Source organism: Sphingomonas oligophenolica (genome assembly GCF_039522915.1).
GTDB classification, from domain to species: Bacteria; Pseudomonadota; Alphaproteobacteria; order Sphingomonadales; family Sphingomonadaceae; genus Sphingomonas; species Sphingomonas oligophenolica.
The window spans coordinates 1-25,200 of the sequence record NZ_BAAAEH010000039.1 but is presented as its reverse complement, the minus strand read 5'-3'; the positions used below and the strand labels follow the sequence as shown (position 1 = coordinate 25,200).

Sequence of the window (25,200 nt, the reverse complement as noted above, 5' to 3'; positions counted from 1 at the left end):
GCCGGATTAGGCCCGGTGTCACCAGACTGAAACGGGCGGCATCCAGGGTGCCGCCCGTTTCCCTGGTACGGACCCTGACGCATGAATACGCAAATCCCGATCGGCGCGCCGGCTCAGCTTGAACAGGAGATCGCCCGGCTGCGGCGAATGCAGGACGACGGCCGGCACGAGGCCGTCCTGGCGCAGCTGTGCGCGCCGTTTGCCGCATGGCCCGAGGCTCGGGATCTGCTGCTGATCGAGGCGGTCAGCCTGCGCCATCTTGGCCGCATCGACGAGGCGCTGGCGAGCGTCGACCGGCTCGCTCTGCATCATCCGCGCTTCAGCTTGATGCATCAGGAGCGCGGGCTCTGCCATGTCGCGCGGAAGGATGCACCGGCGGCGATCGCCGCGTTGCTCGAGGCGGTCAACATCAACCTCGCGCTGCCGATGAGCTGGAAGATGCTCGCCGGACTCTACCGGATCACGGGCGACACCGACAATGCCGCCATCGCCGCCGGCCATGTCGCTGCGCTGCAGGCGCTCCCGCCACCGGTGGTCGCCGCCACGGCGCTGTTCTTCGACGGAGACCTTGCCCCGGCCGAGGCGATGATCCGCGCTTTCCTCCTCGCGCACGGCGACCATCCCGAGGCGATGCGGCTGCTCGCCAAGATCGGCCTTGCCCATAAAGTCTATGACGATGCCGAGCTGCTGCTGGCCGGCGTGCTCGAGATGATGCCCGATCACCGCGCGGCACGCTTCGAATATGCCCAGGCGCTGACCTATCGCCACAAATATGCCGAAGCGCGCGCCGCGCTCGCGCCGCTGCTGGCGGCCGAGCCGACCAGTCACGATTTTCGCGAACTCGCCTCGACCATCGCCGTGGGGCTGGGCCGACATGACGAGGCGATCGCGCTCTACCGCGCCATGCTCGCCCAGATCGCCGCAGCGCCGGCCGGCCAGCGGGATGCCGGGATATCGGTCCAGGCGCGGGCCGACCTGAACCTCTGGCTCGGCCATGCCTTGAAGACGGTGGGCGAATTGCTCGAGGCAATCGCTGCCTATCGGGCCTCGATTGCCGCGCGGCCCGATTTCGGAGACGCCTGGTGGAGCCTCGCGAATCTCAAACGCTATTTTTTCACCGACGCCGAGATCACCAGCATGCGCGCCGTTGAGGCCTTATCTTCAACCGCCGCCATCGACAGGGTCCATCTTTGCTTCGCGCTCGGCAAGGCGCTCGAGGACCGGGGCGAGATTGCTGACTCCTGGCTCCATTATGAGCGGGGCAATGCCCTGCAGCGCGCTGAAAGCCGCTACCGCCCGGAAATCCTCGAGACCAACACGCGGCAGCAGATCGCTGTGTGCACAAGCGCCTTCTTCGAAAACCGCGCCGGCTGGGGAATCCCCGATCGCGACCCGATCTTCATCCTCGGCCTGCCGCGTTCGGGCTCGACGCTGATCGAGCAGATCCTCGCCTCGCATTCGCAGGTCGAAGGCACGCAGGAGCTGGCTGATGTGCAGCGCATCGTGCTCGATCTGCAGGGGCGCGATCCGGGTCTGGACAATCCCCGCTACCCCGCTGTCCTCGCTGACCTGACGCGCGACGATATCGACGCGTTCGGCAGGCGCTACAGGGACGATACCCGGGTCTATCGCAGCGGCCGGTCCTTTTTCATCGACAAGATGCCCAATAATTTCCGGCATATCGGGCTGATCCATCTGATGCTGCCCAATGCGACGATCATCGATGCCCGGCGCGATCCGATCTCCTGTTGCTTCAGCAATTTGAAACAGCTCTTCGCCCAGGGGCAGGAATTCTCCTACGGCGTCGACGATATCGCGCGCTATTACCGGACCTATCTCGATCTGATGGAGCATTGGGACAGGGTGCTGCCGGGACGAGTCCTGCGGGTGCAGCACGAGGATGTCGTCGACGATCTGGACGGCAGCGTGCGGCGGATCCTGGATCATGTCGGGCTCGATTTCGAGGCCGCCTGTATCGCGTTCCACCAGAACCGGCGCAGCGTCCGGACGCCGAGCTCTGAACAGGTGCGCCAGCCGATCTTTCGCGACGGGCTCGATCAGTGGAAGAAATATGAGCCCTGGCTCGAGCCATTGAAAGAGGCACTGGGCGACGCGATGGTCCGGTACCGGTCATGAAAGGGGAGCGCTCGATGGTGGACATGGACCGGAGAAAATTGCTCCTCGCTGCCGGCGCCGGCATGGTTGCGGCAAGCCCGATCGCCAGGGCGTTCGCGATCGACGCTGATGTCCGCTCGGGCTCGCTGATGGATGTCGAGCATGTCGTGATCCTGATGCAGGAGAATCGCGGCTTCGATCATTATTTCGGATCGATGGCCGGCGTGCGCGGTTTCGGCGACCGCTTCCCGATTCCGTCGGCGGCCGGGCATCCGCGCCAGACCGTCTGGACTCAATTCCAGGATCCGGCGACGCCCGCCGCGGTCGCGCCCTTCCATCTGGATACCAAGGCCAGTTTCGCGCTGATGCGCGCCGAGGGGACGCCCCACAGCTGGCCCGACGCGCAGGCGGCATGGGACGAAGGCCGGATGAGCCGCTGGCCCGAAGCCAAGACGGTGCGCTCGATGGGATATTATCTGGCCGGGGACATCCCCTTCCAGTTTGCGCTCGCCGACGCGTTCACCGTGTGCGACGCCTATCATTGCTCGATTCAGACCGGCACCAACTCGAACCGCCTATTCCTGTGGAGCGGGACGAATGACCCCGGCGGCGCGCAGGGCGGGCCGGCGATCGGCAATTCGCATGACAGCCTGGTCAAGGATGGCGGCTCCCCGATCGGCTATCGCTGGACCACCTATGTTGAGCGCCTGCAGGCGGCGGGGATCGACTGGCGCATCTATGAGGACATGGCGGACAATTTCACCGACAATCCGCTCGCCGGTTTCACCCGATTCCGCGATGCGCACGATGCCGGGCCGGGCGGCCCAGATCATGATCTGGTCGATCGTGGCCTGAGCACGCAAAAGCTCGATCGGCTGCGCCGGGACGTGCTGGCGGGGAAATTGCCGCAGGTCTCCTATATCGTCGCCGACGCGGCGAGTTCGGAACATCCGGCCGCGTCGAGCCCCGCCCAGGGGGCTGATTATACCGCCCGGGTGATCGAGGCGCTCACCGCCAATCCGGCGGTATGGAGCCGCACCGTGCTGTTCGTCATGTTCGACGAGAATGACGGCTTTTTCGATCATGTGCCGCCGCCGGCGCCGCCCTCGCGCGATCCGGCCGCGCCGGACGGGCTGGCCGGCGGTTCGACCGTCGCGACCGGCGGCGAATATCATCTCGTCCGCTCCGAGGCTGACGCGAAGTCGGAGACTCCGGCGCTGATCGGCCGCCCCTACGGCTTGGGTCCGCGCGTGCCGATGTATGTCGTCTCGCCCTGGAGCCGGGGCGGCTGGGTCAACAGCGAGGTTTTCGATCATACCTCGGTGATCCGTTTCCTCGAGCAAAGGTTCGGGGTCCAGGAACCGAATATCTCGCCCTGGCGGCGGGCGGTGTGCGGCGATCTCACATCGGCCTTCGACTTCCGCCGCCCGAACGACGCGCGGAACTGGGCGCCCTTGCCGGCGACGGCCGCGCAATCGGCGCGCGCCGCGGCGCTTCCCGGCGAGACGCCGGCTGCGCCGCCGGCCGAGCCGCATATGCCGGTCCAGGCGAGCGGCGCGCGCCGATCGCGCGCGCTTCCCTACAGGCTCGAGGTGCGCGCCGACGTCGCGAACGATGGCGTCCGGCTGGTCTTCGAGAATGCCGGTCGGGCCGCCGCCGTCTTCCATGTCTATGATCGCCTGCACCGCGACCGCATCCCGCGCCGCTACACGGTCGGGCCCGGGGAGAGGCTGACCGGCGATTGGGGCGGGCGCGAGAACGAACCTCTTGATCTCTGGATACTCGGCCCGAACGGCTTCCATCGCCACGTCGCGGGCAGGCTCGCCATGGCCGAGCCGCGGGTCTCGCTGAGTGCCGATCCGGACCGCCTGTCGATCGCCCTGACGATCGCCAATCCGGGAAAGGCGACCCGGCGGATCGAGGCCCGCCCCATGGCCTATGGCCATGCGCTCGGCCCAGGATCCTTCACGCTTGCGCCAGGCCAATCCACCACCGCACGCTGGTCCGTGTCCGCCACCCATGGCTGGTATGATATCGCGGTGCGCGTGCCCGAGGACAGCCGCTATCTGCGTCGTTTCGCCGGCCGCCTGGAAACCGGCCGGGATTCGATTTCCGACCCGGCAATGGGCGGTCCTGCGACCATGCTGCACCTGCCGTAACCGCGCGCCTTTTCCCGGACATTGTACAATTTTCTGTACAATTGGAAATGTCAGCGACCCTCATGACATTCCCTACAACCGCACGCGATTCAACCTCTCCGCGCGCTGCGGTATCCGACACCATGATTGTTCGGGTCGGGCTGAAGAAGGGCGCAACCTGCTTTCGGCGCGCGCGGCATTTTCCATAGGCGCCGTCTATGAGTGCCATATGGCCAAAGCCTTGGCGCGACCCCGCTGCCCGAGCCCAGAACAGGCGCCCGGGAGTAAGTGGATTGGCACAGGATTCGTTCGACATCGCTATCGTCGGCGCCGGCATTGTCGGCCTCGCCCATGCGCTGGCGGCGACACGGCTCGGCCTGAGCGCTGTCGTTGTCGACCGCGACGCCCAGGCCAATGGCGCCTCGATCCGCAATTTCGGTTTCGTCACGGTGACGGGGCAGGAACAGGGCAATGTGTGGCGTCGCGCCCGTCGTTCGCGCGATGTGTGGGCCGAGATCGCCGGCCCGGCCGGGATCGCCGTCGAGCAGCGCGGCCTCGCCATGGTCGCCCAGCGGCCCGAAGCGCGGCTGGTCTGCGAAGCCTTTCTCGCAACCGAGATGGCGGAGGGCTGCACCTGGATCGAGGGTGCAGCGGCCAGGGCGTTCTTGGGCGACATGCGGCCGACCCATCTCGAAGGCGTGCTGTCGAGCATGATTGATCTTCGGGTCGAATCCCGCACCGCCATTCCGGCGCTGGCTGCGTGGCTCGAACAGGGCCGGGGGGTCGCGTTCCGGCGCGGCGTCGCTGTCCATCATGTCGAGAGCGGGCGGCTCGAAACCGCCGAAGGCGTTATCCGGGCGCAGCATATCATTGTCTGCCCCGGGGACGATCTCACCACGCTCTTTCCCGACGCGCTCGCCAAAGCGGAGATCACCCGCTGCAAGCTGCAGATGCTCCGCCTCGCGTCGCCCGGCTACGGGCTCCCGGCGACGATCATGTCGGATCTCGGGATGGTCCGCTATCTCGGCTATGCCGCGCTGCCCGAGGCGAAGGCGCTCAAGCGGCGCCTTCAGGCCGAGCGCCCCGATCATCTCGCCAACGGCATCCACCTGATCGTCGCGCAGGGCGCCGATGGCAGCCTCATCGTCGGCGACAGCCATCATTATGCCCGGACGCCCGACCCCTTCGCCTCTGACCAGGTCGACCGGCTGATCCTAGAGGAGTTCCGCGCCGTGTTCGGCAGCGTGCCGCCTGTCCTCGAACGCTGGACAGGCACCTACGCGTCGGCGGCCGGCCACAGCATCGTCGAGGCGCCGCTCGAGGGCGTGCGGCTGGTCGTCGTGACGAGCGGCACCGGCGCCTCGACTTCCTTCGCGCTCGCCGAGGAGGTGATCGCCGACCTCACCGATGACAGGCTTGGAGCCGCCGCATGAGCTTCGTGAAATGAGTTTCGCTATCAGGGCGGTCATCCTCGATTGGGCGGGCACGATGATCGATCATGGCTGCCGCGCGCCGGTCGTGGCGCTGCAGCGGGTGTTCGAGCAGGCGGGGACGCCGATCTCCGAGGCCGAGGCGCGAGCCGATATGGGCCGTGCCAAGCGCGACCATATCCGTGCGATCCTCGCCGCGCCGCGCGTCGGTGAGGCCTGGCGCGCCATGCATGGTGCTCCCCCGACCGAAGCGGACGTGGCCAGTCTCCACGATGCGGTCGAGCCGATGATGCGCGGCGCCGCGAAGGACTGCGCCGCGCTCATCCCGGGCGCTGCCGATCTGGTGGTCAGGCTCCGGGCGGAGGGCGTCAGGATCGCGTCCTGCACCGGCTATACCCGCCCGATGATGGCGGACATCCTGCCGCTCGCCGCCGAGCAGGGCTATACGCCCGATGTCGTGGTCTGCTCGGGCGAGACCCTCGAGGGCCGCCCGTCGCCGCTGATGCTCTGGAAAGGCCTGGTCGAGCTCGGCGTCTGGCCCGCCTGGACCTGCGTCAAGGTCGACGACGCGACAGTGGGTATTGGCGAAGGCAGTGCGGCCGGCGCCTGGACGGTTGGCCTCTCAGCCTCGGGCAACGGCGTCGGCCTTGGCTATGAGGCGCTGCTTGCCCTGCCCGAAGGCGAGCGCGACGAGCGGATCGCGGCCGCCGCGGCCGATCTGCGCGCCGCCGGCGCTGATTATGTCGTGCCGAGCGTTGCCGATCTCTGGCCGGTGCTCGAGACGATCGCCGCGCGGATCGACGCGGGCGAGAGGCCCGGCGCATGACCACCCTGCACGCGCCTCTGGATGTGGCGCGGACCCGCCGGGAAAGCGCCGTCACCACCTGGTTGCGCACCGCTCCGCCTGCCGCCTTCGCACTCTATGGAGGGCTCGCGGCGTTCGGCGCCTATTTCGCGATGTACGCCTTCCGCAAGCCCTTCACCGCGGCGAACTATGCGCATGTCGCCGGCTGGCCATTCGTGATCGATTTCAAGATCATGCTCGTGATCGCACAGGTCGCCGGCTATGCGCTCTCCAAGCTGATCGGCATCAAGATCGTCTCCGAAATGCCGCCGGCGCATCGTGCCGGCGCGATCCTGTTGCTGATCGGCTTGTCCGAAGTGGCGCTGGCCGGTTTCGCAATCGTGCCGCCGGTCGCGGGCGTCGCCGCGCTGTTCCTCAACGGCCTCTGCCTCGGCATGATCTGGGGGCTGGTATTCGGTTTCCTCGAGGGCCGCCGCCTCACCGAGGTCCTCGGCGCAATGCTGTGCGCGAGCTTCATCCTGTCCTCCGGGGTCGTGAAATCGGCGGGGACTGCGCTGCTGGTCGGCGGCTGGGCGAGCGAGCGCTGGATGCCGGCGGCGACCGGCCTGGTGTTCACGCCGATATTGCTGCTTTCGGTCTGGGCGCTCGTCCAGCTGCCGCCACCCGACGCGCGCGACGAACTCGAGCGCGTGCCGCGCACGCCGATGAATGCAGCGCAGCGGCGCCGGTTTTTCGCTGCCCATGCACCAGCCTTGATTGCGCTGATCGGAGTCTATGTGCTGCTGACCATGCTCCGGGATTTCCGCGATAATTTCGCCGCCGAGATTTGGGGCGAATTGGGCTATGGCGGCGAGGCGAGCATCTTCACCTGGTCCGAACTGCCGGTCGCGATCGTCGTCCTGGTCGCGCTCAGCTTGCTGATCCGGGTGCGCGACAATCGCGATGCGGTCTTGTGGAACCTCGCTTTGATCGCGATCGGCCTCGCTGTGGCGGGTCTGGCGACGGCAGCCTTCCAGCTTGGGTGGCTGGGGCCGGTGGCCTGGATGATAGCGGTCGGCGCCGGCCTGTATCTTTCCTACACGCCATTCAATGCGCTGCTGTTCGACCGGATGATCGCGGCGACCGCCACCGCCGGCAATGCCGGATTCCTCATCTATGTCGCCGATGCGAGCGGCTATTGCGGCAGCGTGCTCCTCCTGCTCCTGCGCAATTTCGCCCATATGTCGCTGCGCTGGACCAGTTTCATGTGCGACCTGGCCTATGTCACCAGCCTTGTCGGCATCGTCGCGACAGGATTTGCCATGAACCGCCTCCGCGCTTCGGTGCAATCGCGCTCGCCCCGGACATCGCCCGCCGCTACACTCGCCGCACAATAGAGCGGGTGAGGGTGAATGCGGCGAAATCTCGTGCGGGGCGCGACCGGACTGGTCGTCTTTCTGATCCTGGTCGCGATCGGCCTCGCCGTCTGGGAGCCGCTGACCGCGACCGCTCCTGCGCCGCCGCCCGCCCATGCCTATGACGTGAAGATTGCCCGCGACACGTTCGGCGTGCCGCACATCTTCGGCAAGACCGACCCCGATGTCGCCTATGGCATCGCCTATGCCCATGCCGAGGATGATTTCTCGACTCTGCAGGAAGTGCTGGCGATGACTCGCGGCCGGCTCGGCGCGATGACCGGGCAGGATGGGGCGAAGACCGACTATGTCCTCCATCTGCTCGGCGCACGCGAGACCGTCGCGCGCGACTATGGGAAGCAGCCGTCCGATGTGCGGGCGCTGCTCGACGGCTATGCCTCGGGGCTCAACCGCTATGCCGACAAGCATCCAGGCGAGATCCGGCTGGCGGGGCTCTTCCCGGTCAGTGGCGAGGACGTCGCGACCGGATTCGTGCTGCGCTCGCCCTTTTTCTTCGGGCTCGATCAGGTGCTCGGAGCGCTGGCCGGCGACACTGCCCTGCCGCCCGACAGCGCCGGCCCGACCCCCGACGGGCCCGACATCACGCCGATCGGCCCCAACGGCAACGAGAATGGATCGAACGCCTTCGTCGTCGCGCCGAAGCGGTCGTCGGACGGCTTCACCCGCCTCGTCTCCAATTCGCACCAGCCCTGGCGCGGTGGCGCGGCCTGGTATGAGCTGGTGGTGCATTCAGGCACCGGCTGGAATTTCGCTGGCGCCACCTTCCCGGGCGCGCCCTATCCGCTCCTCGGCCACAACCGGACTCTGGGCTGGACCAACACGGTAAACCGCCCCGATCTGACTGACGTCTACAAGCTCGCCCTGGACGGCGATCGCACCCATTACCGCTTCGATGGCCAGTGGCGGCCGCTTGAAAGGACCCGGGTCTGGCTGCACGTGAAGCTCTGGGGCCCGTTCGTCCTGCCGGTGCCGAAGACGGTGCTGCGCGCAGTGCAGGGCCCGGTGGTCGAAACGCCCAGGGGCGATTTCGCGATCCGCTATGCGGGCGCCGATCAGTTGAAGATGGTCGAGGAATATTACCGCCTCAACCGCGCCCGCGATTTCGGCGAATGGCAGAAGGCGCTGGCGATGCAGGGCGTGCCGGCGACCAATTTCATTTATGGCGATGCAAAGGGCAATATCGCCTATTTCTACAATGCGAGCTTCCTCAACCGGAAGCCGGGCTATGATTATGCCCATGTCCTGCCCGGCGATATTTCGCGCGACCTGGCGGCGGGGACGGTGCCCTGGTCGCAGGTGCCGCGAAATGTGAACCCGGCATCGGGCTTCCTGATCAACGCCAACAATACGCCTTTCCAGGCGGCGGGCACCGGCTCGGAGATCAGGCCGGAAGACTATTCGCCGCTGCTCGGGATCGAGACCGACACCACCAACCGCGCCACGCGCGCGCTCGAACTGATGGGGGCGAACCCGAGGATCAGCGACGCCGATCTCCACGCGATCAAGTTCGATACCGGGGTGAGCCATGTCAGTTGGGCCGCGAAATGGTTCGCTGATCTGGCGGCGGTGGATCCCAGGGGAGATCGCGCACTGATCGACGCCAAGGCGCTGCTCGCCAGATGGGACTGGAATTTCGACGGCAAGGGACCGGCGGATGCGATCGCCGCGCTGTTGATGCGCGCGGGCAACAAATGGCATTATCAGCGCCGGCCCCCGGCGGATCCACGCGATGCGCTCGCAACCGCGGCGGCCTATCTGAAGAGCCATTTCGGTCGGCTCGATCCGCCGCTCGGCGAGGTCCTGCGGGTTCGTCAGGGCAAGGTCGACCTGGCGATGGACGGCGGCCCCGATGTGCTCCACGCCGCGGAGTTGTGGGACGAGGCGCCCGATGGCCGGCTCGCGGTGAAGCATGGCGACAGCTTCATCATGTTCATCGCCTGGGACAAACAGGGCAAGGTCAGCTCGCAGTCGATCCAGCCCTTCGGCGCGGCGACCACGCGGCCTGATTCGCCGCATTATGCCGATCAGGCGCCGCTGTTCGTGCGGCACCAGCTGAAGCCGGTCTGGTTCGATCCCGCCGACCTCAGGCATCATCTCGAAAGGGTCTATCGCCCCTGATTGCGTGGCCCAAAGGCGCTGCTATACCATCGCAAGACAGTCTTTCTATTTCGAGGGTATAACTTCATGAATATAAAGCTCTTCGCGCTGGCCGGCGTGGCGCTCGCCGCGCTTGCCGCGCCGGTCGCCGCCGCCCCTGCCAAGGCCGATGCCGCCAAGCCGGCGCCGGTCTCGGCACTCGTGAAGAGCGTCGATATTCCCTATCAGCAGTTCACGCTTCCCAACGGCCTCAGGGTGATCGTCCATACCGATCGCAAGGCGCCGATCGTCGCCGTGTCCGTCTGGTACAATGTCGGCTCGAAGTTCGAGCCCGCCGGCAAGACCGGCTTCGCCCATCTGTTCGAGCATCTGATGTTCAACGGCAGCGAGAATGCGCCGGGCGATTTCTTCACGCCCTTGAAGGAAGTCGGCGCGACCGACTTCAACGGCACGACCTATTTCGATCGCACCAATTATTTCGAGACGGTGCCCGCACCCGCGCTCGAGCGGGCCCTGTTCCTCGAAAGCGACCGGATGGGTTATCTGCTCGGCGCGATGACCCAAGGCGTGCTCGACGAGCAGCGCGGCGTCGTCCAGAACGAGAAGCGCCAGGGCGACAACCAGCCTTTCGGGCTGGTCGAATACAAGCAGATCGAGGCCCTGTTCCCCGCCAATCATCCCTATGGCCACACGACGATCGGCTCGATGGCCGATCTCGACGCGGCGAGCCTCGATGATGTGAAGAACTGGTTCCGCGGCCATTACGGCCCGAACAACGCCGTGCTAGTGCTCGCCGGCGATATCGATGCGGCGACCGCGAAGCCGCTGGTCGAGAAATATTTCGGCGGCATCCCCCGCGGCCCCGAGAGCCTTGTGCCGGCAGCCAATGTGCCGACGCTGGCCGCACCCAAATCCGAGGTGATGAAGGACCGGGTTTCGACCACGCGACTCTACCGGATGTGGGCGGTGCCCGGGCTGGACAACAAGGATTCGGTCGCGCTCGACGTGACCGCCGGCGTGCTGGGCGGCCTGTCGAGCTCGCGGCTCGACAATGCGCTGGTGCGCCGCGAGAAGCTCGCCGTCCGAGTCACCGCGAGCAACGAGACCTTCGCGCAGACCGGCCTCTTCACCGTCTATGCCGATGTGAAGCCGGGCGTCGATCCGGCCCTGGTGTCGAAGCGGCTCGACGAGATCATTGCTGATCTGATCGCGAAGGGCCCGACTGCTGACGAAGTGCAGCGCGTCGCCACGGGCAGCGTTTCGGGAACCATCGCCGGGCTCGAATCCGTCGGCGGCTTCGGGGGCAAGGCAGTCACGCTTGCGTCGGGCGAGCTCTATTCGCACGATCCCGACCATTACAAGAAGGAGCTGGCGACGCTCGCCGCTGAAACTCCCGCCACGGTCCAGGCAGCGACCGCCAAATGGCTGTCGCGCCCGGTCTATGCGCTAACCGTCGAGCCCGGTCCGCGTGCCGCCTATGCCGAGGCGGGCACGCCCGCCAAGGCGCCCGCCGACAACAGCCCGCCCGCCAAGGGAACGCGCGGCGCGCTGCCGGCGGTCGGCACGATCGCCGATCTCGTCTTTCCGGCGGTCGAGCGCACCAAACTGAGCAACGGCATCGAGATCGTCTATGCGCACCAGGCGGCGGTGCCGGTCACCCGCATGATCATGAGTTTCGATGCGGGCGTTGCCGCCGATCCGGCGACCAGGCTCGGCACGCAGCAGCTAACCTTGTCGATGATGGGCGAGGGCACCACGAGCAGGGACTCGATCACGCTTGCCGAGGCCAAGGAGCGGCTCGGCGCCAATATCGGGGCGAGCGCGACTACTGATCGCACCAACCTCTCGCTGTTCACCCCAAGCCCCAATCTCGGCGCAGCGGTCGATCTGTTCGCTGACGTGGTCGAGAATCCGGCGTTCGCGCCGGCTGAGGTCGAGCGCGTCAAGGGGCAGCAGCTCGCCCAGATCTCGGCCGAGCTGACCAATCCGGGCGGCCTCGCCTCGCGGGTGCTGCCGCGGCTCGTTTATGGTCCGGCCTCGCCTTACGCCCGCGGCTTCGGCAGCGGCGACCCCAAGGCAGTCGCGCTGCTGACCCGCGATGACCTGATCGCCTTCCAGCACGCCTGGCTCAGGCCTGACAAGGCGAAGATCTTCGTCGTCAGCGATCGGCCGCTGGCCGAGATCAGGACAGTGCTCGATTCGCGCTTCGGCAGCTGGGCCGCGACGGGGCCGGCCGGGACCAAGGATTTCTCGGTCGCGTCCAGCCCGTCAGCGCCGAAGATCCTGCTGATCGACCGCCCTGATTCGCCGCAATCGCTGATCATCGGCGCTGCGCCGACGCCTCTCGTCGGCACTGACGAGTTGCTGCCGGTCATTGCAGCCAATGATTCGCTCGGCGGCAATTTCCTGTCGCGGATCAACATGGACCTGCGCGAAGGCAAGCATTGGTCCTATGGCGTCTCGGGCACGATTCGCCGCGCCGAATTCGCGTCGCCCTATCTGATCCAGGCCCCGGTCCAGGCCGACAAGACCGGCGCCTCGATCGCCGCGCTGCAAAGCGATGTGAAGGACTTCCTGACGACGAGCGGGATCACCCAGCCCGAGTTCGATCGCACCATCGTCGGCGCGATTCGCGCCTTGCCCGGCAATTTCGAAACCTCGTCCGCTGTGTTGAGTGCGATGCAGTCGAACGACCTCTATCGCCGCCCGGACAATTATTATGCGACGATCACGCAAAAATATCGCGCGCTGACCTTACCGCAGCTTGACGCTGCGGCACGCGCGGCAATCGACCCGAACAAGTTCATCTGGATTGTCGTCGGCGACGCGGCGAAGGTCCGCCCTCAGCTTGACAGCCTCGGGCTGCCGGTTGAGGTGGTGCCCGCCGCTTCCGTCGCGGAAGTGCGCTAGGAATTCAGGCTAGGAGAGACTCAATGGCTGGTATCGACGGAAGCTGGGATACGGTCGTGAAATCGCCGCTCGGCGACCAGAAGGCGGTGCTGACGGTCAAGACCGACGGCGGTGCCTTCAGCGGCAGCTATGTCGGCGCAATGGGCTCGGTCGACATCAGCGGCACTGCTGACGGCGATACGATCGCCTGGTCAATGAGCATCACCGTGCCGATGCCGATGACGCTCGACTGCAAGGCAACCGCCGATGGCGATTCGATCACCGGCACTGTCGGCGCCGGCGCGTTCGGCAGCTTCCCGATGAGCGGCACGCGCGCCGCATAAGCGGGCGGCTACCCCTGCTTGCGAAAGCGGCTCGTCTTCCTCGGGAGGCGGGCCGTTTTCCTTTTCGTCACCCCGGACTCGTTCAGGCGTCCGCTGCCCCGAGCCCGGGGATCATGTGAAGGCGACGCAAAAGGTGACGGTCGCGGCCGTTGGGCAGAGCTATATCGACCTGCCGGGGGTCAAATAAATCCTCCCCGAGCAAGGGGAGAACTATCTATCGGGCCAGCCGTGTGACGTGCCCCATCTTACGCCCCGGGCGGATCGTCTTGCCGTACAAATGCAGATGGGCACCCGGCTCAGCGAGAATTTCCGCCCAGCGCTCCGCATCCTCGCCGATCAGATTCTCCATCTCGATGTGCGCCGCCGTCAGTCCCGTATCGCCAAGCGGCAACCCGCAGATTGCGCGGATATGGTTCTCGAATTGCGACGCGACGGCACCCTCAATCGTCCAATGCCCCGAATTATGCACTCGCGGCGCCATCTCGTTGAACACCGGCCCGTTGTCGGTCGCGAAATATTCGAGGGTCAGCACGCCGACATAACCGAGCTTGTCGGCAACCCGGCCGGCCAGCGCCGCCGCCTCGGTCCAGTGCCGCGCGATTTCGACCGGCGCGGGCAGCGAGGAGCGGGCAAGGATGCCGTCGACATGCTCGTTCCAGGGCGGCGGATAGCTGACCATCGCGCCGTCGACGCCGCGCACCAGCAGGATCGAGAATTCATGCCCGAAGGTGACGAACCCTTCGAGGATCGCCGGTCGCGCCCCGATCGCGTCCCACGCCGCTTCAGCATCGGCGATGTCGCGGATGCGTACCTGGCCCTTGCCGTCATAGCCCAGCCTCAGCGTCTTCAGGATCGCGGGCGCGCCGATCTCGGCCAGCGCGCCTCGCAGTTCGTCAAGGCTCGTGACCTTGCGCCACGGCGCCGTCCGGCCGCCAAGCGCCTCGACGAAGCCCTTCTCGGTCGCCCGGTCCTGCGCGACCCTGAGCGCAGCGGGGGGCGGATAGACCGGCAGCTGGCTCGCCAGATATTCGACCGGGTCGAGCGCGATATTCTCGAACTCGTACGTCACCACATCGGTCGAGGAAGCGAGCTCGTCGAGCACGATCCGGCTGTGATAATCGGCGCGGGTGAAGCTCGACGCAGTCTGCGCCGCCACGCTTTCGGCGTCGGGCGCGAGGACGCGGGTATGATAGCCGAGCTCGGCCGCTGCGCTCGCCAGCATCCGCCCGAGCTGGCCGCCGCCGAGAATGCCGATCGTCGATCCTGGAGGTAGCATCGTCTTTTCGGCAGTCATTCGGGGTTGATCGCGACTGCCTCGGTCTGCGCCGCCCGCCATTTCTTGAGCCGCTCGGCAAGCAGCGCGTCATGCGTCGCGAGGATCGCGGCGGCGAGCAGTCCGGCATTTTTTGCGCCCGGCTTGCCGATCGCGAGCGTGCCGACCGGAACGCCGCCGGGCATCTGGACGATCGAGAGCAGGCTATCCATGCCCTTCAGCGCCTTGGATTCGACCGGCACGCCGAGCACCGGCAGATGAGTCATCGAGGCAGTCATGCCCGGCAGATGCGCGGCGCCGCCGGCGCCGGCGATGATCACCTTCAGCCCGCGAATCTCGGCCTGCATCGCATAATCATAGAGGCGTTGCGGCGTGCGATGCGCGGAGATCACCTTGCTCTCATGCGGCACGCCGAGTTCGGCGAGCATGTCGGCGGCATGGCGCATCGTCTCCCAATCGGAAGCGCTGCCCATGATGATGCCGACAAGGGGGTGATCCGTCATGAGAGATACCCGGTGGGAGGAGGGACGCTGGTAACCATGCCCAGCCGCAACCGCAACCCGTCACTCCGGACTTGTTCCGGGGTCCACCGTGCCGCAGCCCAAAGGCTGCAGGATTTGCGGCGCAGCGGGTGCCGGAACGACTCCGGCATGGCGGATGAAGCTCAGCGCTCGCTCAGATAATAGCGGTCGGTCGCGTTCAGCGCTTCGTCAAGCTCGTAGACGATCGGCTGCCCGGTCGGAATCTCGAGGCTGGTGATTGCGTCGTCCGGGATGTTCGACAGATGCTTGACCAGCGCGCGGAGCGAATTGCCGTGCGCCGAGATCAGCACGCGCTGCCCGGCCTTGAGCGCCGGCGCGATCCGGCCCTCCCAATAGGGCAGCACCCGGGCGATCGTGTCCTTCAGGCTTTCGGTCGCCGGGATCGCGATGCCGGCATAGCGGCGGTCCTGCGAGAGATCGAAGGGGCTGCCCGGCGCCATCGGCGGCGGCGGAATGTCGAAGCTGCGGCGCCAGATATGGACCTGCTCGTCGCCATGTTTCGCGGCTGTCTCGGCCTTGTTGAGCCCGGTCAGCCCGCCATAATGGCGTTCGTTCAATCGCCAGTCCTTCTCGACCGGAAGCCACAGCCGCCCCATTTCCTCGAGCGCGAGGTCAAGCGTCTTGATCGCGCGGGTCTGCACGCTGGTGAAGGTCTGGTCGAAATCGAGGCCCTTCTCGGCCATCAGCCGTCCGGCCGCGCGCGCCTCCTCGGCGCCCTTTTCGGTCACGTCGACGTCCCACCAGCCGGTGAAGCGGTTCTCGAGGTTCCACGCCGACTGGCCGTGGCGGATCAGGACTAGAATTGGCATTGATTTCCTTCAGACCGTGCGGGGACGCTGAAACAGGGTCGGCGTGACCGCGTCAATGGGTCAGATGGTGTCGATCACGTCAGCCAGTATTTCGAGGCAGGCATGCGCCAGTTTTTTCGAGCGCTCGGGCGACCAGCCATATTCGGCATCCGGGTTCGGGTCATGGTCCTTGAACGGCATCTCCAGCGTCATGCCGACTGCGCCGAAGCGCTCGGCGAGCTGGTTGGTCGACATGGTCAGGTTCGCCTTGCCGGGCGCCGATTTCTCATAGCCCTTGTCGAGCTGGAAATCGGGGGTGTGGTCGGCAAGGCGGCGCGCATAAGCGTAGAATTTGTCGCCGAGCGCCTCCGTCCAGCTCGGGATGCCCTCGAATCCGGCGAGGAAATTGGCCGGAATCGCCTCGTCGCCATGTACGTCCATAGCGAAGGCGACGCCGGTCTCGTCCATCGCGTTCCGCACGCACAGCACTTCGGGGCTTCTTTCGGGCGACGGCGCATGCCATTCGCGATTGAGGTTCACGCCGGCCGCATTGGTGCGGAGATGGCCGCGGAACGAGCCGTCCGGGTTCATGTTGGGCACGACATGGAAGGTCGCTTTCCCGAGCAGTGCCGTCGTCACCGGGTTCGCCCGGTCGGTCAGCATCTCGAGCGCGCCTTCCATCCACCATTCGGCCATCGTCTCGCCGGGATGCTGGCGGGCATAGAGCCACACCGGCTTCGGCCCGCTACCGATGTCGAGGCAATCGATCGCGCGGCCGTCTAGCGATTCGCCGAGCTGGCGGTGCGCCACGCCGGGCTGCGCCGCAATCCGCGCGACCAGCGCGTCATGCTGCTCCATCGTATAGGGGGCGAAATAGGCGAACCAGACGAGCTGGCTGCCGCCCGCCCAGTCGAATTCGAGCACGCCGTCCGCATAGCGCGTCTCGATCATCCGCCAGCTTAGCCGGTCAGTCGAGACCCGCGCCTTGTACCCCGGCCAGCCGAATGGATAGGCCGATTTCCCCGCGTTCACGATGCGATAGGTGATCTTGCGGCCAGTCGCGCCCGCCACCCGGAAATAGAACCATTGATAGAATTCGGACTGGTGATCCTGCGCGATCTCCAGGTCGACACGGTCTCCATCAATCGCGACGAGGCGAATATTGCCGCCGTCAAAGGCGGCGTTGATCTGGATGCTCATTTGATCGTGATAGAGCGGCCCGATTCGCCGGGAAAGCCCAGGAACAGCGCGTGCGCCAATTTTGCCGCCGCGACGCCCGGCTGCGCGGCTGCGGCGTGCTCGCTCGCTTCGGTCTGCGCACGGCCTTCCCAGATCACCGTGCCGTCACTGCGGCGCCTGATCTGAACCGCCAGTTCAGTCACGACCAGATCGTTGCTGCGGCGCTTGCCGACGGGAAAGGAGACACCCCCGCCGATCCCGACCCCGCCGCCGCCATGATAGCCGCCGCCGCTGTAACCGCCGCCGCCGATGCCGATGGTGAACGGTGGCGGCTTTGGCGGGCCTTCGCGCAGCGTGTTGGTGTAGCTGACGACCGCGAGATATTGAGTCGGTGCATTGGGCGCCGCGGCGCTATAGCCCTGGCCGAGCAATTCGCTCTGGACTGCATTGCCATAGGTCTCGAATTCCAGGCTCGCAGGGCCGCCCCGAACCGCCGGTTCGACGGCAACCGTGCCGCGCTCGAGCGGCGCGCCGAGGTGGTAACGCGTTACATGCACAGGCCCGCTCTCGGTCGTCGTGCAACCTGCCAGGCCCGTCGCCGCCAGGGCGACCAGCAAAATCCGCGCCGTGCTCATCTCATGCTATCCTCTTCGAAACCGGTTGTTGCGCTCTTGTAACGCTCCATAGCCGCTTACGGGTTCCATGCCCATGCGGGTTGACTTGAAGCCCCCCGGACCATATGCGAGCGCCTCTTTTCCGAACACCCGAGAATCAAAGAAGCGCTCTCATGAAGATCCGCAATTCACTCAAGTCGCTCAAGGGGCGTCACCGCGACAACCGCGTGATTCGCCGCCGTGGCCGTACCTATGTCATCAACAAGACGAATCGCCGCTTCAAGGCCCGCCAGGGCTAAGTGACGCGGCCGATTGCCGTCGTCTTCGACGTCGGCAACGTCCTTTATGACTGGAACCCGAGGTTCCTCTACGAGCGCCTGATCGATGATGATCGGGCGCTCGATGCATTCCTGCGCGATGTCGCGACCAAGGAATGGCATTTCCAGCATGATGCCGGCCGGCCTTTTGCCGAGACTTCGGCCGAGCTGAGTGCAGCGCATCCGGAATTCGCCGACCATATCGCCGCCTGGGGTCCGCGCTTCAGCGAGACGATCCCGGGCATGCTGCCGGGCATGGCCGAACTGGTCGAGGAGCTCGATGCGGCGGGCGTTCCGCTCTACGCGATCACCAATTTCTCGGGCGAATTCTGGGTGCCGTTCCGCGCGCGGGAAGCCGCGATCTTCGATCGCTTTCGCGACGTGGTCGTCTCGGGCGACGAGAAGCTCGTCAAGCCGGATGCGGCGATCTACCGGCTAGCGCTCGATCGTTTCGGGCTGGAGCCGGGCGAGGCGGTGTTCGTCGACGACCGCGAAGACAATATCGAAGGCGCCGAAGCCGTGGGGATTCAGGGCCTGCTCTTCGTCGATGCGCCGACGCTGCGAAGCGATCTCGTCAGGCTCGGGCTGCTCGCCTAACCCCCATAGCCCTTCAGCTCGTCGCCCAGCAGGCGCACCACATGCAGCACATTGGTCGAGCCCGGCGTGCGGAACGGAACGCCGGCGATGAGGATCACCCGGTCGCCCGCCTTGGCGATATTGTGGCGCAGCGCCATGCGCTTCGCCTTGGCGACCATGTCCTCGAACGATTCGACGTCGCGGGTGTGGACGGCATGAGTCCCCCAGAGCAGCCCGAGCCGCCGCGCCGTATCGATCTTGGGGGTGAGGACGAGCAGCGGCACTGACGGCCGCTCGCGCGCCACCCGCCGTGCGGTCGAGCCCGAGGAGGTGAAGCAGATGATCGCCGCCGCCGAGACTGTCGCCGCGATGTTCTTCGCTGCCTCGGCAAGGGCATCCGCCGTGGTCGGGTCGGGCCGGGTGATCGTGAAGTGGATCCGGTCGCCATGCATCGGGTCGCGTTCGACGGCGTTGGCGATCGAATTCATCATCGCGACCGATTCGATCGGCCAGGCGCCGGCGGCGCTTTCCGCCGAAAGCATGATCGCGTCAGCCCCGTCATAGACCGCGGTCGCGACGTCCGAGACTTCGGCGCGGGTCGGCGTCGGCGCGGTGATCATCGATTCGAGCATCTGGGTCGCGACGATCACGGGCCGGCCGAGCCGCCGCGCCGTCTCGACGATCCTCTTCTGGAGCGGCGGCACCGATTCGGGCGGCAGCTCGACGCCGAGGTCGCCGCGCGCGACCATCACGCCGTCGCATTGCTCGACAATCTCCTCGAGGCGGTCGATCGCCGAGGGTTTCTCGATCTTGGCGAGCAGCGCCGCCTTGCCGCCGATCAGCTTGCGCGCTTCGGCGAGATCCTCGGGCCGCTGGACGAAGCTCAGGGCAATCCAGTCGACCCCCTGGTCGATCGCGAAGGCGAGGTCGCTGCGATCCTTCTCGGTCAGCGCCGCCATCGGCAGCACGACATCAGGGACGTTCAGCCCCTTGTTGTTCGACAGCGGCCCGCCGACGACCACCGTCGTCACGATCGTCTTCTCATCATGGCTTTCCACCCGAAGCACGAGCTTGCCGTCGTCAAGCAACAGCCGCGCGCCCGGCCTGATCGCCTCGAAGATCTCGCGGTGCGGCAGCTCGACGCGGGTTGCGTCGCCCGGCGCCTTGTCGCGATCGAGCGTGAAGCTGGTGCCGGTGACGAGCTCGGTCCTGCCGCCCTCGAACTTGCCGACGCGAAGCTTGGGGCCCTGCAGGTCGGCGAGGATCGTCGTCGGCCGGCCGAATTTCTTCTCGAGGCTGCGGATCGCAGCGATCACCGCGATCTTCGAATGCTGGTCGCCATGGCTCATGTTCACGCGAAACGCGTCGGCGCCCGCCTCGAAAAGGCGGCCGATCATTTCCACCGTGTTGCTGGCGGGGCCCAGCGTCGCCAGCACGCGTACCTGACGCGATCGCGGATGAATGGCCTTGGTCATGACAACGCTTTCCTCGGCTTGTGCGCGACTGCCTCTAATCCCTATCTCGGGACGATCAAGTTGGGAGAATGGCATGGCGACGATCGAAGACCTGGATGATGTGGTGGCAGCCGCCGCCTTTCGGCGACTCGTCGCGCATCTCAGGCACCGTGCCGATGCGCAGAATGTCGACCTGATGGGGCTGGCCGGTTTCTGCCGCAATTGCCTGTCGGATTGGGTGCGGGAGGCAAGCGCCGAAGTCCCCGGGGGTGCGCTCGACAAAGAGGCGGCGCGTGAGGCGATCTACGGCATGTCTTATGCGCAGTGGAAGGCCAACCAGCCCGAGGCGACGCCCGAACAGCTCGCCCGAATGGCGACAAGCGTCGCGAAGAATGGACGCGCGTGACCAGCGCCGCTAAGGCCGCCACCTTCACCGATTCAACCGAGGAATATCCATGAGCGACGTGATCGCCGCCGACCAGCTTCGACTCTTCATCGAGCGGATCGAGCGGCTCGAGGAAGAGAAAAAGGGCATCGCTGACGACATCAAGGACGTCTATGCCGAATCGAAATCCAACGGCTATGACACCAAGACGATGCGTGCGATCGTCCGTCTGCGCCGGATGGAAAAGCATCACCGCGACGAGGCCGAGATGCTGCTCGAGACCTACAAGGCGGCGCTCGGGCTGGATTGATCAGCCCGTCGCTTCGCCGCTGAACTTGTCGAAGGGCCGTTCTTTCTTCTACCCCGGGGTTCAGAGAAAAGAGCGGACCGACAGGCTCCGCCCGGATTGTGAGATAGAGGACCCGATGGCAGGCCATTCCAAATACAAGAACATCATGTACCGCAAGGGCGCGCAGGACAAGAAACGGTCAGCGGCCTTCTCGAAGCTCAGCCGCGAAATCACCGTCGCGGCGAAGATGGGCACGCCCGATCCGGACATGAACCCGCGCCTGCGCGCGGCGGTCAACGCCGCCAAGGCGCAGTCGATGCCCAAGGACAATATCCAGCGCGCGATCGACAAGGCAGCGCGCGGCGACGCCGAGAATTACGAGGAAATCCGCTATGAGGGCTTTGGTCCAGGCGGCGTCTCGCTGATCATCGAGGCGCTGACCGACAACCGCAACCGCACCGCCACCAATGTCCGCACCGCCGTTTCCAAGAATGGCGGCAATCTCGGCGCGAGCGGCTCGGTGAGCCATGGCTTCGACCGGATGGGGCTGATTTCCTATCCGGCCAGTGCCGGCGACGCCGAGAAGGTGTTCGAGGCAGCGCTCGATGCCGGCGCCGAGGATGTCGAATCGAGCGATGAAGGTCACGAGATCTGGACGTCGAACGAATCGCTCCATGAGGTCGTCAAGGCAATCACGCCGGTGCTCGGCGAGCCCGAAGGCGCCAAGCTCGCCTGGCGGCCGCAGACCATGGTCGATGTCGGCGAGGATGATGCCGGCCTGCTGTTCAAGCTGATCGACACGCTCGACGATGACGACGACGTCCAGCAGGTCTGGGGCAATTACGAAGTGTCGGATGCAGTGATGGAGAAGCTCGGCTGATCATCCTCGGCCTCGATCCGGGCCTCGGCACGACCGGCTGGGGCCTGATCCGCGCCGAGGGCAACCGGCTTTCCCACCTCGCCAATGGCAGGCTCAAGACCGACAGTACGACGGCGCTCCCTCGCCGTCTCGCTCATCTCGACGCGATGCTGGTCGCGCTGATCGCCGATCATGCGCCTGAAAGCGCCGCGGTCGAGGAAGTGTTCGTCAACGCCAACCCGCAATCGACGCTGAAGCTCGGCCAGGCCCGCGGCGTGGCGCTGTGCGCGGTGGCGCGCAGCGGGATCGAGGTCGGCGAATATGCCGCGCGGCTGGTCAAGAAGGCGGTGGTCGGCACCGGCGCTGCCGAGAAGGCCCAGGTCCATGCGATGGTCGCGCGGCTGCTGCCGGGCGTGACGATCGACGGCCCCGATGCGGCCGATGCGCTTGCGGTGGCGATATGCCACGCGCATCATATGGCGTCGGCGCGGCATGTGCCCCGAGCCTGACCCGTCACCCCGGACTTGTTCCGGGGTCCACCGTGCCGCATACGAACAGCGCGCGGCGCTTGCGGCCCGGTGGATGCCGGAACAAGTCCGGCATGACGGATTGAACCAGACCACGACATGATCGCCCATCTCAAAGGCCGCCTCGACTCAACCGGCATCGACCATGCGGTGATCGACGTCGGCGGCGTCGGCTATCTGGTCGGTGCCTCGACGAAAACCCTCGCCGCGATCGGCCCGGTCGGCGAGGCGGTGATGCTCCACACCGAAATGCTCGTCGCGGAGGATTTCATCCGTCTCGTCGGCTTCGCGACCGCAAGCGAACGCGACTGGTTCCGCCTGCTCACCGGCGTCCAGGGCGTCGGCGCCCGGGTGGCGCTCGCCATCCTCTCAGCGCTTGATCCGGCTGATCTCAGCCGCGCGATCGCTGCCCAGGATAAGGCAATGGTCGCGCGCGCCAATGGCGTCGGCCCAAAGCTCGCCGAGCGCATAGTGCGCGAACTCAAGGACAAGATCGGCGGCGTCGCGATCGGCGGCGCGGCCCCGATCGCGGCAAGCGGCGCGAGCGCCGATGCGGTGTCGGCGCTGCTCAACCTTGGTTTCCGCCCCGCCGAAGCGAGCAGCGCGGTGGCCGCCGCCGAGGAGGAGCTGGGCGGGAGCGCCAGCCTCGATGCGCTGGTGCGGCTCGCGCTCAGGAAGGCAGCCCGATAGGGAGGGCCGTGCAAATCGGATCGGTCCCCCGGACCCAGGCAATCGCCTGAGAGCTCGCCCGCCCGCTGTTCCCGCTGTTCTTTCGAAAAATTTTTTCCGCCGCTGTTATGTTGGATTTTGCGGGCAATTTCCTTACGTATTATCAAACGCTTGTCGGCGATCCCGCTGTTGTTGAATAACAGCGGGGAACAGCGGCGATTAACAGCGGCGCCGCCGGCCACAACAGCGGCGAACAGCGGGATAACAGCGGCGCCTGTCGGTCAACGGATTTCAGTCATGTCAAAGAGCGGTGCGAAATCGACCTGCGACTCCGCCCGCTCCATCCGTTCCAAAATCTCGGTCGAAGTTGAATCGACACCTTCAACGCGGCGCCGACCCGGTCACAGGATCGGAGTCACCAGCGGCAGCCCCGCGAAATGCGCATCGAGATTGGCGAGGACGAGAGCGGCCATTGCTACACGGCATTCGACCGTGGCGCTCCCCTGATGCGGCATGAGAACAACGCGGTCCATCGCCTTGAGCGCGTCGGGCACCTGCGGCTCGTTCTCGAAGACATCGAGCCCGGCGCCCGCGATGGTGCCGGCGGCGAGCGCAGCAACCAGCGCCGGCTCGTCGACCAGGCTGCCGCGCGCCACGTTGATCAGCACGCCCTGCTCGCCCAGCTTCTCGAGCACCGCCGCATCGACGATATGCCGGGTTTCCTTTCCGCCCGGCGCGATCAGGATCAGCGTGTCGCAGGCATCGGCCAGCGCCGCGATATCGGGGACGAAGCGGAAGCGTAAGTCCGGGCGCTCGTGCCGGGCGGTATACAGCACTTCGCTGGCAAAGGGTTCCGCGCGGCGGGCGATTGCCTGGCCGATCTGGCCGAAGCCGAAAATGCCGATCCGCCGCCCGCTGGTTCGCCGGCCGAGCGGAACGTCCCAGCCGCCCGCCCGCACCGCGCGATCGTTGAAGGCGATCCGCCGGTCGACCGCCAGCATCAGCCCGATCGCAAGGTCGGCGACGTCGCTGATCAGCACGTCGGGCGTGGTCGTCACCCGCACACCGCGCGACCGTGCCGCGGCGAGATCGATCCGGTCATGCCCGACGCCGTTGACCGCGACGATTTCGAGCGCGGGCAGCGCATCGAGCAATGCCGTGTCGACCAGCACCGAGCCACCGCCGACGATCGCGCGCGTCGTGGCGGGCGGGTTGTCGCGATGGATCCGGAAGCGCTGTGCCAGCTCGGCCATCAACGAAGGCGCCATCGCGGCGGGGAGATACAGGTCGGGAAGATCGCTCATCTCGTCCTCATAAGGCGCGCGCCTTGCCCCCGCCAGCATCGGCGCGCTATCGCCGTGACGTGACCGACAGCGACCGCCTCATCACGCCCGCGCGCAAGCCCGAGGATATCGACGCGGCGCTGCGCCCGAAGAGCCTCGACGATTTCGTCGGGCAAAAGGCGGCGCGCGAGAATCTGCGCATCTTCATCTCGGCGGCGAAGAACCGCGGCGAGGCGCTCGACCATGTCCTGTTCTTCGGCCCGCCGGGGCTTGGCAAGACGACGCTCGCCCAGATCATCGCGCGCGAAATGGGGGTGGGCTTCCGCGCCACCTCGGGCCCGGTGATCGCCAAGTCGGGCGATCTCGCCGCCCTCCTCACCAATCTCGAGGACGGCGACGTTCTCTTCATCGACGAGATCCACCGCCTCGCGCCGGCGGTCGAGGAAATTCTCTATCCGGCGATGGAAGACCGTGCGCTCGACCTGATGATCGGCGAAGGGCCGTCGGCACGCTCGGTCAGGATCGACCTGCCGCGCTTCACCCTGGTCGGTGCGACCACGCGCCAGGGCCTGCTGACGACGCCGCTCCGCGATCGCTTCGGCATCCCGGTGCGGCTCCATTTCTACAGTGTCGACGAGCTCGAGCGGGTGGTGACGCGGGCGGCGACCCTGCTCGATCTCCATGTCGCGCCCGACGGCGCCCACGAAATCGCGCGCCGCTCGCGCGGCACCCCGCGCATCGCCGGGCGGCTGCTGCGGCGGGTGCGCGATTTCGCCAATGTCGCCGGCAATGCGACCGTTGACGCGAAGATCGCCGACGCGGCGCTCACCCGGCTCGAGGTCGACGGGCTCGGGCTGGATGCGATGGACCGGCGCTATCTGATGATGATCGCCGACGTCTATCGCGGCGGCCCGGTCGGCGTCGAGACGCTCGCGGCGGGCTTGAGCGAACCGCGCGACACGGTCGAGGAAGTGATCGAGCCCTATCTCATCCAGCTCGGCCTGATCGCACGGACGGCGCGGGGACGCTGCCTCAATGCCGGCGGGTGGAAGCATCTCGGGTTGAACCCGCCCGCGAGCACGCAGGACGGGCTGTTCGATTAGGCCTGGGCGACGCGCTGCGGCACGATTGGACCCCGGCACACCTCCCACTGCTGTCCGGGATTTTATCTGTAGGGGTTGGTGCACGGCAGACAAATCCTGAGGATTCTGC

At 66.3% G+C, this 25,200-nt stretch carries 23 protein-coding genes; 16 read left to right on the top strand and 7 right to left on the bottom strand.

What is annotated here, in order from left to right; genetic code table 11:
* The first annotated feature begins 81 nt into the window (after positions 1–81).
* The 8 genes from ABD050_RS19260 to ABD050_RS19225 all read left to right on the top strand — a co-directional run bounded on the left by ABD050_RS19260 (position 82) and on the right by ABD050_RS19225 (position 13,233).
* Positions 82–2,136: a tetratricopeptide repeat-containing sulfotransferase family protein gene (locus ABD050_RS19260; RefSeq protein ID WP_343891119.1), complete on the top strand. Its 2,055-nt coding sequence runs from the start codon at positions 82–84 to the stop codon at positions 2,134–2,136.
* Positions 2,137–2,150: 14 nt separating this feature from the next.
* A complete protein-coding gene (locus tag ABD050_RS19255; protein ID WP_343891118.1) occupies positions 2,151–4,274 on the top strand; it encodes a phosphocholine-specific phospholipase C in 2,124 nt (707 codons plus the stop codon).
* 272 nt (positions 4,275–4,546) lie between these two features.
* A complete protein-coding gene (locus tag ABD050_RS19250; protein ID WP_343891117.1) occupies positions 4,547–5,686 on the top strand; it encodes a TIGR03364 family FAD-dependent oxidoreductase in 1,140 nt (379 codons plus the stop codon).
* Between the two features lie 10 nt (positions 5,687–5,696).
* A complete protein-coding gene (gene phnX, locus ABD050_RS19245; RefSeq protein ID WP_343891116.1) occupies positions 5,697–6,509 on the top strand; it encodes a phosphonoacetaldehyde hydrolase in 813 nt (270 codons plus the stop codon).
* Complete coding sequence (locus tag ABD050_RS19240; protein WP_343891115.1) at positions 6,506–7,864, top strand: DUF5690 family protein; 1,359 nt, start codon at positions 6,506–6,508, stop codon at positions 7,862–7,864. The genes phnX and ABD050_RS19240 overlap by 4 nt, the downstream gene beginning before the upstream one ends.
* 15 nt (positions 7,865–7,879) lie before the next feature.
* Positions 7,880–10,021 (top strand): penicillin acylase family protein, encoded by a 2,142-nt coding sequence (locus ABD050_RS19235; protein ID WP_343891114.1) that lies wholly within the window; start codon positions 7,880–7,882, stop codon positions 10,019–10,021.
* A 66-nt stretch (positions 10,022–10,087) separates the two neighbouring features.
* Positions 10,088–12,910, top strand: a complete 2,823-nt coding sequence (locus ABD050_RS19230) for a M16 family metallopeptidase (protein ID WP_343891113.1) — start codon at positions 10,088–10,090, stop codon at positions 12,908–12,910.
* 23 nt (positions 12,911–12,933) lie between these two features.
* The gene (locus ABD050_RS19225) at positions 12,934–13,233 is read left to right on the top strand and encodes a hypothetical protein (protein ID WP_343891112.1); all 300 of its coding nucleotides are present in this window, start codon (positions 12,934–12,936) and stop codon (positions 13,231–13,233) included.
* 214 nt (positions 13,234–13,447) lie between these two features.
* Here the strand turns inward: ABD050_RS19225 and ABD050_RS19220 are convergent, their stop codons facing one another.
* From ABD050_RS19220 to ABD050_RS19200, 5 genes are all read right to left on the bottom strand, one after another.
* Positions 13,448–14,527: a 5-(carboxyamino)imidazole ribonucleotide synthase gene (locus ABD050_RS19220; protein ID WP_343891111.1), complete on the bottom strand. Its 1,080-nt coding sequence runs from the start codon at positions 14,525–14,527 to the stop codon at positions 13,448–13,450.
* Positions 14,524–15,009: a 5-(carboxyamino)imidazole ribonucleotide mutase gene (purE, locus tag ABD050_RS19215; RefSeq protein ID WP_343891110.1), complete on the bottom strand. Its 486-nt coding sequence runs from the start codon at positions 15,007–15,009 to the stop codon at positions 14,524–14,526. Before purE ends, ABD050_RS19220 begins: the two co-directional genes overlap by 4 nt.
* A gap of 161 nt (positions 15,010–15,170) precedes the next feature.
* Complete coding sequence (gene gpmA, locus ABD050_RS19210; RefSeq protein ID WP_343891109.1) at positions 15,171–15,857, bottom strand: 2,3-diphosphoglycerate-dependent phosphoglycerate mutase; 687 nt, start codon at positions 15,855–15,857, stop codon at positions 15,171–15,173.
* Between the two features lie 60 nt (positions 15,858–15,917).
* On the bottom strand, positions 15,918–17,036 hold the full coding sequence (locus ABD050_RS19205; RefSeq protein ID WP_343891108.1) for a M14 family metallopeptidase: 1,119 nt from the start codon (positions 17,034–17,036) through the stop codon (positions 15,918–15,920).
* Positions 17,033–17,650: a DUF4136 domain-containing protein gene (locus ABD050_RS19200; RefSeq protein WP_343891107.1), complete on the bottom strand. Its 618-nt coding sequence runs from the start codon at positions 17,648–17,650 to the stop codon at positions 17,033–17,035. The genes ABD050_RS19205 and ABD050_RS19200 overlap by 4 nt, the downstream gene beginning before the upstream one ends.
* A 152-nt stretch (positions 17,651–17,802) precedes the next feature.
* On the opposite strand from ABD050_RS19200, the gene ykgO reads away from it, so the two are divergent.
* Both ykgO and ABD050_RS19190 read left to right on the top strand, forming a co-directional pair.
* Positions 17,803–17,928, top strand: a complete 126-nt coding sequence (ykgO, locus tag ABD050_RS19195) for a type B 50S ribosomal protein L36 (protein ID WP_004210176.1) — start codon at positions 17,803–17,805, stop codon at positions 17,926–17,928.
* Complete coding sequence (locus ABD050_RS19190) at positions 17,929–18,543, top strand: HAD family hydrolase (RefSeq protein WP_343891106.1); 615 nt, start codon at positions 17,929–17,931, stop codon at positions 18,541–18,543.
* Here ABD050_RS19190 and pyk read toward each other — a convergent pair.
* The gene (gene pyk, locus ABD050_RS19185; protein ID WP_343891105.1) at positions 18,540–19,997 is read right to left on the bottom strand and encodes a pyruvate kinase; all 1,458 of its coding nucleotides are present in this window, start codon (positions 19,995–19,997) and stop codon (positions 18,540–18,542) included. The genes ABD050_RS19190 and pyk overlap by 4 nt on opposite strands.
* A gap of 73 nt (positions 19,998–20,070) precedes the next feature.
* On the opposite strand from pyk, the gene ABD050_RS19180 reads away from it, so the two are divergent.
* From ABD050_RS19180 to ruvA, 5 genes are all read left to right on the top strand, one after another.
* Positions 20,071–20,382 (top strand): DUF1244 domain-containing protein, encoded by a 312-nt coding sequence (locus ABD050_RS19180; RefSeq protein WP_343891104.1) that lies wholly within the window; start codon positions 20,071–20,073, stop codon positions 20,380–20,382.
* 49 nt (positions 20,383–20,431) lie between these two features.
* Positions 20,432–20,671 (top strand): DUF2312 domain-containing protein, encoded by a 240-nt coding sequence (locus ABD050_RS19175; protein WP_343891103.1) that lies wholly within the window; start codon positions 20,432–20,434, stop codon positions 20,669–20,671.
* A 115-nt stretch (positions 20,672–20,786) separates the two neighbouring features.
* Positions 20,787–21,530 carry a YebC/PmpR family DNA-binding transcriptional regulator gene (locus tag ABD050_RS19170; RefSeq protein WP_343891102.1) on the top strand — a complete coding sequence of 248 codons (744 nt, stop codon included), beginning with the start codon at positions 20,787–20,789 and terminating at the stop codon, positions 21,528–21,530.
* Positions 21,527–22,018 carry a crossover junction endodeoxyribonuclease RuvC gene (gene ruvC / locus ABD050_RS19165; protein WP_343891214.1) on the top strand — a complete coding sequence of 164 codons (492 nt, stop codon included), beginning with the start codon at positions 21,527–21,529 and terminating at the stop codon, positions 22,016–22,018. The genes ABD050_RS19170 and ruvC overlap by 4 nt, the downstream gene beginning before the upstream one ends.
* Positions 22,019–22,135: 117 nt before the next feature.
* Entirely contained in the window at positions 22,136–22,726 is a 591-nt protein-coding gene (ruvA, locus tag ABD050_RS19160) for a Holliday junction branch migration protein RuvA (protein ID WP_343891101.1), read from the top strand.
* A gap of 380 nt (positions 22,727–23,106) precedes the next feature.
* Here ruvA and ABD050_RS19155 read toward each other — a convergent pair whose 3' ends face one another.
* Positions 23,107–24,009, bottom strand: a complete 903-nt coding sequence (locus tag ABD050_RS19155; RefSeq protein ID WP_343891100.1) for a 2-hydroxyacid dehydrogenase — start codon at positions 24,007–24,009, stop codon at positions 23,107–23,109.
* Between the two features lie 59 nt (positions 24,010–24,068).
* Here ABD050_RS19155 and ruvB point away from each other — a divergent pair, with 59 nt between their 5' ends.
* Positions 24,069–25,091, top strand: coding sequence for a Holliday junction branch migration DNA helicase RuvB (gene ruvB / locus ABD050_RS19150; RefSeq protein WP_343891099.1), 1,023 nt, complete (start codon positions 24,069–24,071; stop codon positions 25,089–25,091).
* The last annotated feature ends 109 nt before the right edge of the window (positions 25,092–25,200 follow it).